General features: G+C 40.3%; 15 protein-coding genes. 7 read left to right on the top strand and 8 right to left on the bottom strand.

Going from position 1 to position 16,979, the window contains the following annotated elements; translation table 11 throughout:
• Nucleotides 1-38 precede the first annotated feature (38 nt).
• Both B554_RS0107955 and B554_RS0107950 read right to left on the bottom strand, forming a co-directional pair.
• Nucleotides 39-842, bottom strand: coding sequence for a thioesterase family protein (locus B554_RS0107955; RefSeq protein ID WP_019457647.1), 804 nt, complete (start codon nt 840-842; stop codon nt 39-41).
• A 196-nt stretch (nt 843-1,038) separates the two neighbouring features.
• Nucleotides 1,039-2,841 (bottom strand): acyl-CoA dehydrogenase C-terminal domain-containing protein, encoded by a 1,803-nt coding sequence (locus B554_RS0107950; protein ID WP_019457646.1) that lies wholly within the window; start codon nt 2,839-2,841, stop codon nt 1,039-1,041.
• Nucleotides 2,842-3,161: 320 nt separating this feature from the next.
• Here B554_RS0107950 and B554_RS0107945 point away from each other — a divergent pair, with 320 nt between their 5' ends.
• Nucleotides 3,162-3,596, top strand: a complete 435-nt coding sequence (locus tag B554_RS0107945; protein ID WP_000445634.1) for a PaaI family thioesterase — start codon at nt 3,162-3,164, stop codon at nt 3,594-3,596.
• Nucleotides 3,597-3,616: 20 nt separating this feature from the next.
• On the opposite strand, the gene B554_RS0107940 is transcribed toward B554_RS0107945, so the two are convergent.
• From B554_RS0107940 to B554_RS0107915, 6 genes are read right to left on the bottom strand one after another with little or no spacing between them, the layout of a single operon-like run.
• Nucleotides 3,617-4,834: an MFS transporter gene (locus tag B554_RS0107940; protein ID WP_019457645.1), complete on the bottom strand. Its 1,218-nt coding sequence runs from the start codon at nt 4,832-4,834 to the stop codon at nt 3,617-3,619.
• An 18-nt stretch (nt 4,835-4,852) separates the two neighbouring features.
• Nucleotides 4,853-6,169 carry an outer membrane trimeric porin-like protein DcaP gene (dcaP, locus tag B554_RS0107935; RefSeq protein WP_019457644.1) on the bottom strand — a complete coding sequence of 439 codons (1,317 nt, stop codon included), beginning with the start codon at nt 6,167-6,169 and terminating at the stop codon, nt 4,853-4,855.
• Nucleotides 6,170-6,206: 37 nt separating this feature from the next.
• A complete protein-coding gene (locus tag B554_RS0107930; protein ID WP_000116037.1) occupies nt 6,207-6,860 on the bottom strand; it encodes a 3-oxoacid CoA-transferase subunit B in 654 nt (217 codons plus the stop codon).
• Nucleotides 6,860-7,528, bottom strand: coding sequence for a 3-oxoacid CoA-transferase subunit A (locus B554_RS0107925; RefSeq protein ID WP_002048307.1), 669 nt, complete (start codon nt 7,526-7,528; stop codon nt 6,860-6,862). The genes B554_RS0107930 and B554_RS0107925 overlap by 1 nt, the downstream gene beginning before the upstream one ends.
• A gap of 47 nt (nt 7,529-7,575) precedes the next feature.
• On the bottom strand, nt 7,576-8,859 hold the full coding sequence (locus B554_RS0107920) for an MFS transporter (RefSeq protein ID WP_002048335.1): 1,284 nt from the start codon (nt 8,857-8,859) through the stop codon (nt 7,576-7,578).
• A 57-nt stretch (nt 8,860-8,916) separates the two neighbouring features.
• On the bottom strand, nt 8,917-10,071 hold the full coding sequence (locus tag B554_RS0107915) for an acyl-CoA dehydrogenase family protein (RefSeq protein ID WP_019457643.1): 1,155 nt from the start codon (nt 10,069-10,071) through the stop codon (nt 8,917-8,919).
• Nucleotides 10,072-10,382: 311 nt separating this feature from the next.
• On the opposite strand from B554_RS0107915, the gene B554_RS0107910 reads away from it, so the two are divergent.
• The 6 genes from B554_RS0107910 to B554_RS0107885 all read left to right on the top strand — a co-directional run bounded on the left by B554_RS0107910 (nt 10,383) and on the right by B554_RS0107885 (nt 16,956).
• Nucleotides 10,383-11,171 carry an enoyl-CoA hydratase gene (locus tag B554_RS0107910; protein WP_019457642.1) on the top strand — a complete coding sequence of 263 codons (789 nt, stop codon included), beginning with the start codon at nt 10,383-10,385 and terminating at the stop codon, nt 11,169-11,171.
• Nucleotides 11,172-11,200: 29 nt separating this feature from the next.
• A complete protein-coding gene (locus tag B554_RS0107905) occupies nt 11,201-11,962 on the top strand; it encodes an SDR family oxidoreductase (RefSeq protein ID WP_019457641.1) in 762 nt (253 codons plus the stop codon).
• A 61-nt stretch (nt 11,963-12,023) separates the two neighbouring features.
• A complete protein-coding gene (locus B554_RS0107900) occupies nt 12,024-13,547 on the top strand; it encodes a 3-hydroxyacyl-CoA dehydrogenase (protein ID WP_019457640.1) in 1,524 nt (507 codons plus the stop codon).
• 14 nt (nt 13,548-13,561) lie between these two features.
• Complete coding sequence (locus B554_RS0107895) at nt 13,562-14,767, top strand: 3-oxoadipyl-CoA thiolase (protein WP_019457639.1); 1,206 nt, start codon at nt 13,562-13,564, stop codon at nt 14,765-14,767.
• Nucleotides 14,768-14,876: 109 nt separating this feature from the next.
• Complete coding sequence (locus tag B554_RS0107890) at nt 14,877-15,719, top strand: IclR family transcriptional regulator (RefSeq protein ID WP_009391028.1); 843 nt, start codon at nt 14,877-14,879, stop codon at nt 15,717-15,719.
• Nucleotides 15,720-15,783: 64 nt separating this feature from the next.
• Complete coding sequence (locus B554_RS0107885; protein WP_019457638.1) at nt 15,784-16,956, top strand: MFS transporter; 1,173 nt, start codon at nt 15,784-15,786, stop codon at nt 16,954-16,956.
• Nucleotides 16,957-16,979: the final 23 nt, after the last annotated feature.

Here is a 16,979-nt window from a genome sequence, read left to right as displayed (position 1 = left end):
GTCATCCTTGGGGATGACTTTTTTATTGGCTCAAAAATTTATTTAGTCATTTTACGTAAAGTCAAAATCTGCTCGCTTCGTCCAAATGGACCATACACATCATGTAAAACTGCACTGGTTAAACCAATGCCATCCGAACCATATTGCTGAACGGTTTCCAAACCTAACCATTTACCTTGCGGATAACGGTGCATGTGGATTTGTAAATCAAGATTTGGGAAGCCCCAAGTAAATTCTCCTTCTTGTCTTGGGACAATGCCGTTTGCGGTATCTACCATGCCAATTAAATGCGCAAAATCTGTGGTCGGCTGCCCTTCAACTATTTCTTTATCATTGTTTAGCCAAACAATGCCTTTGCCCGCACGATGCTGATCATCAGTTTTAGTGACTAATGTCTGGATAAAACCACCCGGCCATCTTTTCATGCCTGTCCATTCGGCAAAAGTATCGGGATGATGAATTGGTTGATCTTCAAGCCCAGCAATCTCGGAACTGTCTTGAGTGCACATGCGCCATGCTCTAGCCACAATACAAGTTTTACCTTGTGCTTGTAGTTCCGCTTCAATCAATTCAATCGTTTTACCGGCACGAATGACATGTGTTTTAATCGTAAATTCACCAAATGCAATCAATCCAAAAATATCAAAACTAATTCGACCAATTCGCATATCTTGTCGTGGTGAAAACTGTTCTAACTCTACTGCGATCACGCCACTTGCAGGCGCCATATGCTGTTCATGAGGGTTCCATGCCCCTTGTGCATGAACAGTTGAGCAATAATGAGCAATCACTTCACCTTGAGGACCAATTGTTCTATTCAGTAATTGATAATAAGCATTCATGATTTTCTTTCCTTAGTCCTTGTCCAACATCAATATTTGATGAAAATTCACGTTTTAATGCTTATGTTAACCCTCTATTTATTTGACTCAACTGGTTTTTCCTACCAAAAACTGATGAGTCTAAATTTACAAATTTAATCAATAGGTAAAATTTCGTATGTCAATTTCACCCAATGATTCTAGATATTACGATTCATTAAAATGCAAAAGCATCTTGATCGAGCTCCATCACAGATTCAGCTCCAGAATCAATAGAAGCGGCATAACTCTGTGTACGATGCAAAAGCTTTTGATAGAAAAACTTAGCTGTCGTTAATTTTGCTTTATAAAAAGCTTCTTCTTGTGTACCCGATTCTAATTTTTCATGGGCAACTTGTGCCATTCGAGCCCACAAATACGCGAATACGACGTAACTAGAAAAATAAAGATAATCCACTGAAGCTGCCCCTATTTCTTCAGGATTGTGCTTGGCTTTCTCTGCAATAGATTTGGTCAGTGACAGCCATTGATGCTTGAGCTCAGCTAGTTTTTCTAAATAAGGTTTTAAGACTTCATTTGATTGGTACTGACTAATAAATTGATCAATTAAATCGGTCATGTTCTTTAAAAGTTTGCCTTCCGACTTGAGGACTTTACGTGCGAGTAGATCTAAAGACTGAATCTCAGTTGTACCTTCATACAATGTCGAGATACGTGCATCACGTACAATTTGCTCCATGCCATGCTCAACAATAAAGCCATGACCACCAAATACTTGAACACCATGCTTTGCAGACTCATTACCCGACTCTGTTAAAAAGGCCTTAGCAATGGGTGTTAAAAAAGCCAATAATTCATCGGAGTGTTTTTGCTGTACCTGATCGTTTGAGCTTTCCACAATATCGACATGCTGAGCCAGAAAGTAAGCCAGTGCGCGGCCACCTTCAGAAAAAGCTTTTTGTGTCATTAACATTGAACGTACAGCGGGATGCACAATAATTGGGTCGGCATTTTTCTCAGGATATTTGGGACCAGATAACGAACGCATAGCGAGACGCTCTTTGGCATAACTTAATGCGCCTTGAAATGAAATTTCAGAAGCAGCGAGCCCTTGTACGGCTGTTCCAATACGTGCGGTATTCATAAAGGTAAACATACAATTGAGCCCGCGATTTTCCGGACCAATCAAATAACCTTTCGCGTCATCAAAATTCAGTACACAGGTGGCATTGCCATGAATCCCCATTTTATGTTCAATCGCACTACAAACGACTTTATTACGGTCCAACACCTGACCGTCATCACTCACATTAAATTTAGGCACAATAAATAAAGAAATACCTTTAGTCCCCGCAGGCGCCTGAGGCAAACGGGCTAAAACAATATGAATAATATTTTCAGAAAGATCATGTTCTCCTGCTGAAATAAAAATCTTTTCACCTGTAATGGAGTAACTACCGTCCGGATTTGGCTCTGCTTTTGTTCTAATTAACCCAAGGTCTGAACCTGCATGTGATTCGGTTAAACACATGGTTCCGGTCCAAACACCGCTAATGAGTTTAGTTAAAAACTTTTGTTTTTGTTGCTCGGTCCCATGGTGCTCAATTGTTCTCATTGCACCATGAGACAACCCCGGATACATTGCCCACGCCCAATTGGAACCACATAACATTTCAGAAATCGCAATTCGTAGCAATGTCGGTAAGCCTTGCCCACCATATTCCGGATCGGCGGTTAAAGAGGTAAATCCAAGCTCGGCATATTTTTGGTAGGCTTCTTTAAAACCTTTCGGCGTTGTCACCACACCTTGATTTAAATGACAGCCTTCTTGATCGCCATTTTGGTTAATCGGTGCCAATTCATTTTCACAAAAATCTGCTGCTGCCTCTAAGTATTGATCAATTAATTCTCGATTTACGCTTTCCTGATATTTGCTTAAACCTTGATAGTTCTGTTCTGTTTGAAGCATTTCATGCAGTACAAATTGCATATCGCGTAATGGAGCTTTGTATAAAGGCATAGTTTTTTTCCTTTCACCTCTCTGCCTGTGTTATGGGCAGATATCGTTTTTCCTTAAAATGGATTTTTATTGTTTCAATCTCATCAAAATATCAAAAAATTTCTTATAGCAAAATATATTTTCACTAATTTAATAAAATTATCGTAACTTAGCCATAGGAATAAAATATAGATATATGTTTTAAATACAAATATAAGATAAAAAGTTATTAGTCTCGTTTTAAGTAGAATAAATTTATATTTTGTATTGCAAAATTTTATTCCGTAAAAATTCAATTTATAGTATGGTGATTAGACTGCTTAATCACCCAAGGACGATTTATGGAAAGCCCGAAATACACAGGTCTTGAGTTTTTAACCGCTTTAAAAAATGGTGAAGTTTCACCATCACCTATGGCTCACACTATACCGATGGAGCTCGTTGAAGTTTCCGAAGGTAAAGCAACTTATAAAGTTACCCCTCGCAAAGAACATAGAAATATACAAGGCGGTGTACACGGCGGCTTTTGCGCCACAGCTTTAGATACGGCAACAGGCAGCGCAGCTCATACCCTACTTGAACATGGTGTTGGTTATGGAACTATTGATTTAAATGTAAAAATGATTCGTCCTATGCAGGTCGATACGTCTTACTATGCGACAGCCGAGTTGATTAATGCGGGCCGTAATATTATTAGTACCCAAGGTAAAATCGTAGATGAAAACGGCAAGGTGTATGCTTTTGCTTCGGCAACCTTAATGATTATTCGCAAATAATAAAATTTTAAAGCTCCTGTTTATGGAGCTTTTTCTTGCTTGGTAATCTTACCCATTTCATAAAAATCTAAGCGATCAATCGTAAAACTTAACATTGCCATTGCTAAACCTAAAGCAACACATGCTTCCCATCCCCAGTGTTTCCACGCATACACCGCAATAAACGAACCTAAGGCGGCTCCACCAAAATATAAAGTCATATAAATTGAATTAATACGGGAACGTGCCTCGGCCGAAATCCGGTACACCAGATTTTGGTTGAGTACATGAAATGCTGACAACCCAAAGTACGCCATGATCACACCAACAGCGTAGGCAAGCAGAGACTGCTGTGCAAAAAATAGTGGTATCCATGCACTCATTAATAGTCCCATACAAATCAATGCAATCCTATTTTCAAGGCCTGCTGCAATTTTCTTGCCTGCCCATGGGGTCGCAAACACGCCAGCCAAGCCAACAATACCAAATAAACCAATCTGGAAATCGTTAAAGTGATAAGGCTCATTCGCCAAAATAAAAGTCATGGTGGTAAAAATGAGAGCCAAAATTCCAAAGCCAATTCCCCCTGCCAAACCACGGCGTAGTAAATGAGGCTGATGAACAGCTAATGAAAATAGCGAACCATAAATCTGTAGAATATTGAGTTGATGGGATTTTCGCGCCACTGGTAACTTTACCCACATTACCCAAGCAAACACCAAAATGACAATTCCGCTAATTAAATAAACCGCATGCCAAGACCAAACTGTAGAAAGTAAGCCTGCAATAGAACGTGCCAATAATATTCCCAAGAACAAACCACTCATGAGAGTCCCTACAACTTGAGGGCTTTTTTTCGGGCTGGCTAAACCCGCGGCAAAAGGAACTAAAACTTGAGTCGCAATCGAAAAGAATGTTGCTAAAAAGGTAAAGCCATATAAAGCTGGCAAAGTTTGACTTAAAGATAACCCCACTTGTGCAAGGCCCGTACAACACATGAGCAAGCAAATATAACTACGTTTTTCAAAGAAATCGCCTAAGGGAACCAATATAAAAAGGCCAACTGCATATGACAGTTGGCTAATCACAATAGTTAAGGCGACTTGTTCGGCATTGACTTTTAATGCTTCTGCAATGGAATAAATTAAGGGCTGATTATAATAGTTTGAACCCGCACAAATTCCACATGTCATTGCCATGATAAAAATAAAGCTTTTTGACAGTATATTTTCTGCATTGGGCTCAACTATTTTTTCCATTTTTAATTACGCCCTATTTTAGAATTTATACATTGATACAAAGTTTATGCGTGACACATCAGCGGTTCGGCCATCGAACACTTCACGTTTGCCTTGGTGATATTCCATCCCAATATCCATTTGCTCAATTGGAGAATAAAAGACGTTAGCAGCATAGTCCGTTAAGCGTTTATTAGCATCTGGGTTGAGTTTGGCATAAGCCGTGTCATCATCATAATCAAACATTGAGGCCGATAAGTTCGCACGCCATTGCTCATTAAATTTATATGAATAGCCAATATTGACGCTATTCAACTTATTCATCACCAAATCTGTTTTGTCTTCGTTTAAAGAGAAATCTCCCGCAGCATTTAAACTTGTTGAATTTGCCAGTCCACTCTGAGTGGTGTACGGCATAAATTTTTGATCACCGACTATATATTGATAATTTGCTTGCAGCGATTGTTGTGGCGTGAGTTGATATTTTAAGCCACCTCCTGCACCCCAGCTTACTTTCTTCACCGTAGCAGTTGCGACATCTGCGGATTTTTCATTTATAAAACCTTGCGCAAGAGCAGTTAAAGGCCCTTGTTTAAAAGTATAGCGCCCCGTTAAAGATGGCAATGCCGAGACTCTCGAACCTGTATATTCCAAAGCTAGTTTTAAATCATTATTCGCATCGATTTTCCAATCATAGCGAATTTGAGGGGTACGCGTATAGGAAGTTCCCACAAATTGGGTGTAATCAACAGCTTCTGTACGGGTTTCCATGTTAGACATGAGTGACCATGTTTGACCAAAGGTCCAGTCTTTATAAGTGAAAAAAGCATGACGGATACGGAATTTACCATCCCCCGTTCCCATGTTAGAACTATCAAAGAAATCGGCTTCAATATTTCCCGTCACAGCTTTATTTGGGCTATTAAAATAAACACCGAGTCGGCTTGCATTAATCATGGCATCAGAGCGTGCATGATTCGAACGTTTTTCATTTTCAAAAGGTGTTCGGTACAGACTGCTGGTCGTTCTACCCCCTGAGTCTGGTGATGACTTAAAATCAACCGCTGCATCAATACGGGCAATACCATAAACCTTAACGTTATCCGTCCAAGTCACCCATGAAGGAGCAACAGGCTTTTCTGTTACCGTTGCTTTAGTTTTTTCAATGTTCTCTTCGATCTTAACCTGTTTGACCTGTAAATTATTTTGAGTTTGTTTCTGAGCAGCAAGTTCTGCTTTTAATTTTTGCAGCTCGGTTTCTAGCAAATTAATTCTTTGTTCTGTGGTATCTGAAGAATTTGCAAAAATAGTCCCTGAAGCCGCAGCGCAAGCTGCAGCTAAAATTAATTTTTTCATCTTTTAATCCTTAAAGAAGCGTTTTTTCCGTGTGTATTTAGGCTACACGTGCATCAATTAGTTCACAGTCAGTAACTGCCTGTAATTCATCAAAAGTTAAGCCGTCTACCATTTCCTTGACGTAAGCTTTTTGGTCCTTGAGTTCAATAATGCATAAATCGGTGTAAATACGGTTTACACACTGCTCACCCGTTATTGGATAACTCAGTTCTTTTACAATTTTGGGCTCACCTTTTTTAGTCACATGCTCCATATAGACATAAATCGTTTTTGCACCAACTGCCAAATCCATAGCACCGCCAACTGCAGGTACATCATCTGCTTTACCGGTATGCCAGTTTGCCAAGTCTCCATTGACCGCAACTTGGAATGCACCAATCACGCAAATGTCTAAATGACCGCCACGCATAATGTCAAACGAGTCACCATGATGCATAAAGCATCCACCATCTAACAAAGTGACAAGTTCTTTTCCGGCATTTACCAGATCTTCATCTTCCTCACCCGGTTGTGGTGGAGGCCCAAAAGCCAAAACACCATTTTCCGAATGTAAAAAAATTTCTTTGTCTTTTGGCAAGAATTTAGCAACGTTGGTTGGTAAGCCAATGCCTAAATTGACATAAGAACCTTCCGGAATGTCGTTAGCAATGAGTTTGGCAATATCTTCACGAGAACGCTTTTGAACTGACATTAGATATCTCCTACTTTTACAACGTGCTGAACAAAAATTCCCGGTGTAATAATGCACTCTGGGTCAAGCGTTCCTAGCTCTACGGTGTCATTCACTTGAACAATCGTGGTCTTGGCGGCTTTTGCCATGATTGGACCAAAATTGCGGGCCGCTTTGCGATAAGTTAAATTGCCCCAGCGGTCGGCTTTATCGGCATAAATCAGTGCAAAATCAGCTTCAAGTGGATATTCAAGCACATAGTTTTTACCGTTGATGGTTCGGGTTTCTTTGCCTTCGGCAATTTTAGTGCCATAACCAGTCGGAGTAAAAATAGCACCCAAACCTGCCCCTGCGGCTTGAATACGACATGCCAAATTACCTTGCGGTACCAGTTCTAACTCAATTTTTCCCGCTCTATATAAGTCTTGAAAAACAGTGGATCCTGCAGATTTCGGAAATGAGCTAATCATTTTTTTGACACAACCGGCAATAATCAGCTTGGTTAGGCCACGGTCACCCGAAGCTGCATTATTGTTTACAATGGTGAGTTCTTTTTTTCCTAAATCGATTAAGGCTTCTATTAATTCAGCAGGTTGCCCCGTCACACCAAACCCGCCTGTCATGATGGTTGCTCCATCAGGAATAGCTTTTAAAATCGGTTCAATGTCACTGGTGATTTTATTTATCATCTCACTTATCCCTTTTCATCCTTAATTTAAGGTGACAGATTGATCTGTCACTCTGCCTTTTGCGGGTTAAATAGTCGGTCTTTAATAAATAACAATGGAATTACACCGCAGATAAAATAAGCCGCAGCCATCACCAAAAGTCCTAAACCAATAGAACCGTTTTGCGATAGATAACCAATTGTTAATGGAGAGAAAATTGAAAGTACTTTGCCAATGTTATAAGCGCCGCCCACCGCCGAACCTCGAATAGAAGTCGGGAAGCTTTCTGTCATATAGGTGGCATTAATTGCATATGGAATACCGTAAAGGAAACCGAAGAACAGCATCATCCATAAAATGTTGGTTGGTGTATTTAAGTAAACAATGACTGGAATAAATAAGGCTGTACCAATGGTTCCAAAAGCGAATACAGCGCGGCGTCCTAATTTATCGGCAACAATTCCTGCAATTACTTTGGCGAACATCATAATCAGGAAAGTACCGACCATATACATGGCCATTTCTTTAAACTTGATGCCTAGATCAGACTCTAAATAAGCCGGTAACCAGTTACTTACGCCGTAATAACCAAACTGTAGTGCACCAGTACTAATAATCCAAAGTACAAACATGGTGCCATGTTTTTTATCTCTTAAAATCTCAAGATATGGATTTTGACGTTTTTTAGGTTGGCTACTTTGAGCTATTTCTAACGCTTTTAATTGACGCGCTTTTTTCCATGACTCAGGTTCAGGTACACATATGTGCATCAAAATTGATAACACCACAGGCGCAATTGCAATCCAATACAAGAAACGCCAGCCGTGTTCAGGAATAATGTGTCCTGCTAGTAATGTCGCTAATAAAGAACCTAAGGTATAACCTGTCATCAGCGTTGCTAAAACGGTAGAACGATGTTTGGTCGGAACCATTTCTGACATTAAAATATTACAGGCAATATAAAGTGCACCTAAACCCATCGCTCCAAAAGTTCTTAAAACTGCAAATTGCATATAAGAGTGTGTAAAGCCTAGCGCACAGGTTAAAACTGAAGAATAAGCAATAAAGAAAACAATAATACGAACCCGACCAAAACGGTCACATGCCCAACCACCAATGAGTCCACCCACGGCTGAGCCAAATAGAGTCAGGCTTCCTAATGTTCCAGCTTGCACACCAGTTAAATGAAATTCTGTTTTAAGACTAGTGAGGCTTAATGCCAAAAAACCTAAATCTGCCCCATCACATAAAAGTGTAAAAAAAGCGAATATAAATGCAGTAATCCAAATCTTTTTGGGCGTTTGAATAGCTTCAGTGCTACTCATATTTTCTGTCACAGTATTTGTTGTCATGTCCATATCCTCAGAAGGAACATGAGGCATCCAATGCCTCATGGCATTTGTTTTTTATTAGGTAGTAGCTTCCCTAATCATGTTTTTGGCAATAATAATTTGTTGAACTTGCGTGGTTCCTTCATATAAACGGAACAAACGCACATCGCGATAAAAGCGCTCAATGGCATATTCACTGATATAACCCGCTCCACCGTGAATCTGTACACAGCGGTCAGCAACGCGTCCGCACATTTCAGTTGCAAACATTTTTGCGCAAGAGGCTTCCGTACTAATGTTTTCTCCATTATCACGGCGGCGGGCTGCATCTAGGACCATACATTTAGCCGCATAAATCTCGGCTTTTGAGTCTGCAAGCATGGCTTGAATCAGCTGGAAGTTCGCAATAGGCTGACCGAACTGTTTGCGCTCAATTGCATAGTTCAATGCGTCATTTAACATACGCTCAGAAACACCCACGCTATATGCACCAATATGCAAGCGTCCTTTATCCAGCACTTTCATGGCCGTTTTAAAACCGACACCTTCTACGCCACCAATCAATGCAGAAGCAGGCACACGGCAATTTTCAAAAATCACATCACAGGTGTGCGAACCCTTTTGCCCCATTTTTTGGTCAATTTTGCCTAACGTAATACCTGGTGTATTGGCCTCAACTAAAAAAGCTGAAATGCCACCAGACCCTTTAATTTCAGGATTGGTTCGAGCCATTACAGTGAAAGTTGCAGCATGGGGCGCATTGGTAATAAAACGTTTGGTACCGTTTAATACATAAAAATCACCATCTTTTACCGCACTGGTTTTTAAAGAGGCCGCATCAGAACCAGATTCAGGCTCGGTCAAACAAAATGAACCAATAATTTCGCCACTTGCATAACGCGGTAAATATTTTTGCTTTTGTTCTTCTGTGCCATCAATCAAAATTGCACTTGAGCCAATACCGTTATTAGTACCAATTAAAGAGCGAAAAGCTGGTGAAGTTTGCCCAAGTTCAAATGCAACTCTGACTTCTTCTTCCATGGTGATGCCTAGGCCGCCATACTCTTCGGGAATTGTGAGGCCGAACAAACCAAGCTCACGCATTTGCTGCACAATGTCATCTGGAATTTTGTCTTTCTCTACCACTTCGTTTTCACGAGGGATCAATTCATTTTTTACAAAATCTCGAATTGTTGAAAGTAACTGCTCCAACATCCCTTCATCACGGATCATCTGTGATCTCCCTTTTTATGTATTTCCATCGCACCCATCAGCCATCTCCAGCTTGTCTGGATACCATGTTTTAAATCTTGTTTACTGCGGATGTGTTTCATAGTACGAGAACGAAAATACAAATTTCAAGCTTTTTTGAAAATTAATTTCGTTAAACGAAATTAATAAAATTACCATTACATAATATCAATCACTTAGCTTATTTCATAGTTCATAATCGCCATAACAGACTAAATAAGACTTGAAATAAATTCCAAAATAAGCATCATAAAAGGAATATAGTTTTGATATGCGAAACAAGGGATTCAAAAATGAGTGTATCTATAGGGAATAATTTCGTAGAAGTCGACTTTTCTATTCAAAAAATAGCGATTGTAAAAATAAACCGACCTGAAGCAAAAAATGCACTGAATACAGAGGTTCGCAAACAACTAGCACAAGCTTTTACCGAATTAAGTTTTAACGATGAGATCAATGCAGTTGTGCTCACAGGTAGTGAAGAAGTCTTTGCAGCAGGTGCCGATTTAAAAGAAATGGCAACTGCAACCTCCACAGAAATGCTATTGCGTCATACCGAACGTTACTGGAACGCGATTGCTCAGTGCCCTAAACCTGTGATTGCTGCAGTAAATGGTTATGCATTGGGTGGGGGCTGTGAACTTGCAATGCATGCTGACATTATTATTGCAGGTAAAGGCGCAACCTTTGGTCAACCGGAAATTAAAGTCGGTTTAATGCCGGGTGCTGGCGGTACACAACGCTTATTCCGTGCTGTGGGTAAATTTCATGCCATGCGCATGATTATGACGGGTGCCATGGTGAAAGCCGAAGAAGCTTATACCATCGGGCTTGTTTCACAAGTCACAGAAGATGACCAAACTATTCCAACTGCGATTCAAATGGCGCAAAGCCTAGCCAAAATGCCTCCTATTGCCCTGCAACAAATTAAAGAAGTTGCGTTGATGAGCGAAGATGTTCCATTAAATGCAGGTTTAACTCTAGAACGAAAAGCATTCCAGTTACTGTTTTCTACCGAAGATAAAAATGAAGGCGTTCAAGCTTTTATCGAAAAACGTAAACCGTCTTATCAAGGTAAATAACTCAAAACGATAATAACAAAGGAATGGAAATGAGCAGAAAAGTATTGATTAGTGCAGGTGGTTCAGGGATTGGACGATGCATTGCCGAAGCATTTTTAAACAATCATGATGAAGTTTTCGTTTGTGATATTAGTGCTAAAAGCCTAGAACAGTTTCAACAAGATTATCCAAAGCTGCATATACATACGTGTGATTTGGCTGACCATGAACAAATTAAACTGATGTTTAGCCAAGCAATTTCGAAACTTGGCGGTATTGATGTTTTAGTCAATAACACAGGCATTTCAGGCCCGACCGTTGCAGCAGATGAGCTAAGTTTTGAAGATTGGAATACGGTCATTAATTTAAACCTTAATAGCACTTTTTTAATTACCCAGTTAGCCATTCCCTATTTAAAGCAAGCACAGGCAGGCGTGATTATTAATATGTCGTCTATTGCTGGCCGCTTAGGCTATCCATATCGATTGGCCTATTCCACCTCAAAATGGGGACTGATCGGTTTTACCAAAACGCTTTCTATGGAACTTGGTGCAGACAATATTCGAGTTAACGCTATTCTTCCTGGTGCAGTCGATGGTGATCGGGTTCAACGCGTATTACAGGCCCGTGCCGATGTAGCGCATACCTCACTTGAAGAAGTGACTCAAAATGCACTGAAAAATCAGTCGCTCAAATATTTTGTCAATCCAAAGCATATTGCAGATTTATGCCTGTTTTTAGCATCAGACAGTGGTCGCTCAATTTCAGGTCAAATCTTACCGATTGATGGTGATAAACAATGCTTAAGCTAAATCACCAAACCCTATTTTTCAGTTTAATTTCAAATATAGATTAATCATCAGGATGATCGACATGACTTATGATATTAAAAGCATGGCTGTGATTGGTGTCGGTATTATGGGCAGCGGTATTGCTCAAATTGCTGCGCAGTCAGGTCATACCACTTATTTATATGATGCCAAAGTGGGTGCAGCAGAACAGGCCAAAGAAAAACTAGCTGCCACATTTCAAAAGTTAGTCGACAAAAATAAAATTACACTTGAGCAAGCAGCTCAGGCAAATAGCCATTTAGTTGTTGCTCATCAAATTGAAGATTTAAAAAATTGCGATCTGATTGTAGAAGCAATTGTTGAACGTCTAGATATCAAACAGAGCTTGATGCAGCAGCTTGAAGACGTCGTTTCAGAAAATGCAATTTTAGCCTCGAACACCTCCTCTTTGTCTATTACAGCCATTGCTGCAAACTGCAAAAAACCTGAGCGTGTTGTGGGTTATCACTTCTTTAATCCCGTTCCACTCATGAAAGTGGTCGAAGTGATCCGTGGTTTAAAAACTGACCCACTTATTATTGATGCCTTAAATGATCTGTCTCGTGCATTTGGTCATCGCCCTGTTGTAGCGAAGGACACCCCTGGATTTATTATTAATCATGCGGGTCGGGCTTATGGCACTGAAGCGCTCAAAATTTTAAATGAAAACGTTTGTGACATTAGTGAAATTGACCGAATTTTACGTGACGGCGTTGGTTTTAGAATGGGTCCTTTTGAATTACTCGATTTAACTGGTCTTGATGTTTCTCATCCAGTCATGGAGTCGATTTATCATCAATACTATGAAGAAGCCCGCTACAGACCAAACCCGCTCACCAAACAAATGCTAGATGCCAAGCAACTTGGACGTAAAGTCAATCAAGGTTTTTATAACTATGAAACTGGTTCAAAAACAGGTGAACAACCTGCTCAGTTTGTAGAGCGTTTAGCACAATATCCAAAAGTTTGGATTGCGGCAGATTTCTTAGATGATAAAAAACTGCTTGAAGATTATTTAACTCAGCAAAATATTGCCTTAGACACCAATCCGGAACCACAAACAGATAGCTTATGTTTACTCGCTTGTTATGGTGAAGATACAACTCAAACGGCTACTCGCCTTGGGGTTAATCCAGAACAAGCTGTTGCTATAGACATGCTTTATGGTATTGCGAAGCATAGAACCTTAATGCCATCACTTATTACCAAACCTGAATACCGACAAGCAGCTCACTCTATTTTCAATCTAGATGGAAATGTGGTCAGCATGATTGCTGAAAGTATTGGCTTTGTTGCGCAGCGCGTTTTAGCAATGGTCATTAATTTAGGCTGTGATATTGCCCAGCAAAATGTTGCCACGGTAGATGATATTAATGCGGCGGTACGTCTTGGCTTAGGTTATCCATTTGGCCCAATTGAATGGGGTGATCAAGTCGGCAGTCAAAGAATCTTACTCATTCTGAACCGTATAACAGCACTTACGCATGACCCACGTTACCGCCCTAGCCCGTGGTTACAGCGCCGTGTCGCACTTCATTTACCTCTTACTTTTACTCACGAGTCTTGAAAAGGAATTTCTCAATGTTAAATGCATATATCTATGATGGTTTGCGTAGCCCATTTGGCCGCCATGCAGGTGAACTTGCCTCAATTCGCCCTGATGATTTAGCCGCAACTGTCATTCAAAAACTATTAGAAAAAACTGGTGTTCCAGGTGCTGATATTGAAGATGTGATTTTAGGCGACACCAACCAAGCGGGTGAAGATAGCCGTAATGTGGCACGAAATGCACTATTACTTGCGGGTTTACCAGTCACTGTACCGGGCCAAACAGTAAACCGCCTATGTGCTAGTGGTCTAGGTGCTGTCATTGACTCAGCACGTGCTATTACTTGTGGTGAAGGCGAACTCTATATTGCAGGAGGTGTAGAAAGTATGTCACGCGCACCCTTTGTGATGGGTAAAGCAGAAAGTGCTTATAGCCGTGATGCAAAAATTTATGACACCACAATTGGCTCTCGTTTTCCAAATAAAAAAATTATTGCTCAGTACGGCGGACATTCAATGCCTGAAACAGCCGATAACGTTGCAGCCGAGTTTGGGATTAGCCGTGAACAAGCAGACTTATTTGCAGCCCAATCACAAGCTAAATATCAAAAAGCTAAAGAAGAAGGTTTCTTTGCCGATGAAATTACGCCAATTGAAGTTTTCCAAGGCAAAAAATTACCGCCCAAACTCGTTTCAGAAGATGAACACCCTCGCCCAAGCTCAACTGTTGAAGCACTCACAAAGTTAAAACCACTATTTGAAGGTGGTGTGGTCACTGCTGGTAATGCCTCAGGTATTAATGATGGTGCAGCAGCCCTCTTGATTGGTTCAGAAGCAGCAGGTCAAAAATATGGCCTAAAACCAATGGCAAAAATCTTGTCAGCTGCGGCGGCTGGTATTGAACCACGCATTATGGGTGCAGGCCCGATCGAAGCCATTAAAAAAGCAGTTGCGCGTGCTGGCCTTACTTTAGACGACATGGATATTATTGAAATTAATGAAGCTTTTGCTTCACAGGTTTTATCTTGTTTAAAAGGCTTGAATGTCGATTTTAATGACCCACGCGTAAATCCAAACGGTGGTGCGATTGCAGTTGGTCATCCACTTGGTGCATCTGGCGCTCGTCTTAGCTTAACAGTAGCGCGCGAGTTAATTCGCCGTAAAAAGAAATATGCTGTGGTGAGCCTATGTATTGGTGTAGGTCAAGGTCTTGCGATGGTGATTGAAAACGTTTCATAACCATTGAACCGGATATCCATTCATCACAACAGCGCAGTGATGAATGGATTTATTTTGCAGAGCGAAATATAATGGCAAAACTATTGCTTTAATTATATTTGAGGATCGAATGTCTCAAAACACGGAAACTGAAAAACCAATAAATTTTGATGAGATACGTTTAGATCCTATTTCGCATATACATCGGGAAAACAACCCGCAATTTATTGCTTCTTTAGCGCGCGGTTTAGAACTTTTAAGATGCTTTTCTGCAAATAATCAGGTGCTTGGCAACCAAGAATTAGCAAAAATGACAGGTTTACCTAAACCGACCATTGCACGTATTACCAATACCCTTGTGTCATTAGGTTATTTAAAACAATTGCCTAACTCGACCAAATACACACTAGATATTGGTGTCTTATCTTTAGGATATGCAGCATTATCTAATATCTCGATTCGTAATATTGCTCATCAATATATGGAAGAGCTGAGTCAGTATGTTCAAGCGCCTGTGGCGATGGCAACGCGTGACCGATTAAATATGGTGTATATCGATGTTGTGCAAATTGAAACTGCATTAAATATGCGCCGTCCAATTGGGTCAACCTTACCACTTCATAGTAGTTCAATGGGTCGAGCTTGTTTGGCTGCAACTCCTGAACGTGAGCGCAACTTTCTACTCGATGCATTGAAACAAAAGAATCCCGAAAACTGGCCAGCCATAAAACGCTCTTTAGAACGAGCTTTCCGTGATTATCAAGATTATGGATATTGTTTGTCTTTAGGCGAGTGGCATAAAGAAGTGAACTCAGTGGCTGTACCTTTGGTCAGCTCCAAACATGGTCTTTATGTTTTTAACTGTGGTGCGCCAAGTTTTCATTTAAATCCAGAAAAACTTGAAGGTGAAATTGGACCACGTTTAATCCACATGGTGCACAATATTCAAGATGCCTTGAATGAAACGCACTAATAACCATACTTAAAACAGTCATGGTTGTGTTGATTAAAGTTCCACTTTCATTATGACTATAGGCATGATGAAAAACGCACTCTATACCCCAACCATTATTTTAATGGCAATTGCAGCAGGCATTTGTACAGGCGGAAATTATTTTAGTCAGCCACTCATTCATTCAATTAGTGTAAGCCTAAATTTAACCGAAACAACTACAGCGTGGGTGCCAACTCTAGCCCAAATCACCTACGCATGTGGCTTGCTCTTTTTAATGCCGCTGGGAGACATCATAGAAAAGCGCAAGCTACTATTTATCTTTATGTTATTGGCTTCAAGCGGATTAATTATTAGCGGTTTTTCGCACAATATTTATCTTTTACTACTTGGCACCGTCATTACTGGTCTATTTTCAAGTTCAGCTCAACTGTTATTACCCCTTGCTGCAAGTCTGGTTCCGATTCAACAAAGCGGCCGTGTCGTAGGCTTTTTACTGAGCGGCCTGATGATGGGTGTTTTACTCGCCCGTTCCCTTTCAGGGTTGATGTCTACACTTTTTGCTTGGAATATTATTTATCTCGTCAGTGGTTTTCTATTACTTGTTATTGCCTTTATTTTGCATCGTAATATCGGGTTATTCCCACCGACTAAATCTGAAAACTATGTAAAAACTATTCGCTCTCTTCCACAGATTTTTATTCAAAATCGACGGTTAAGAACCAGAACTTATATTGGTGGTTTTACATTTGCATGTGTGAGTTTAACCTTTACCACCATGTCGTTGCTTCTGGCTCCGGCACCCTATTTTTTTAGCGACTTTACCATTGGCCTTTTCGGTTTTGTTGGCGTATTAGGAACGTTCGTTGCCAATTTTTCAGGTAAATTTATTGACCAAGGCTATATCCATAAAATTTCGGTTTTTTGCGGCATTGGGCTGATTTTAAGTTGGATACTTTTTTCACTTTTACCCTACCATTTCGCTTTTTACATTATTGCCTTACTCATTCTTTACGCTTCTCTTTCTGCTGTGCATGTCACCAACCAAAGTATTGTATTTAAACTTAATCAAGAATTACGTTCGCGGTTTAATGCCATTTATATGACTGGTTACTTTGCTGGCGGCGCATTAGGTACAACGGCAGGAAGCTACGCTTGGAAACACTTCGGATGGACAGGTGTCTGCATTTTAGGCTTAATTTTTGCCGCTTTATGTCTTTATTATTGTGTGAGTGATGCAAAAGATCAGCACAGTTAAAACTTGTGCTGATCTTATATAAA

The organism is Acinetobacter sp. GG2 (assembly GCF_000292385.1).
GTDB lineage: Bacteria > Pseudomonadota > Gammaproteobacteria > Pseudomonadales > Moraxellaceae > Acinetobacter > Acinetobacter seifertii.
Note: the sequence above shows the minus strand (reverse complement) of the source record. Positions and strands in the feature narration are given on the sequence as shown.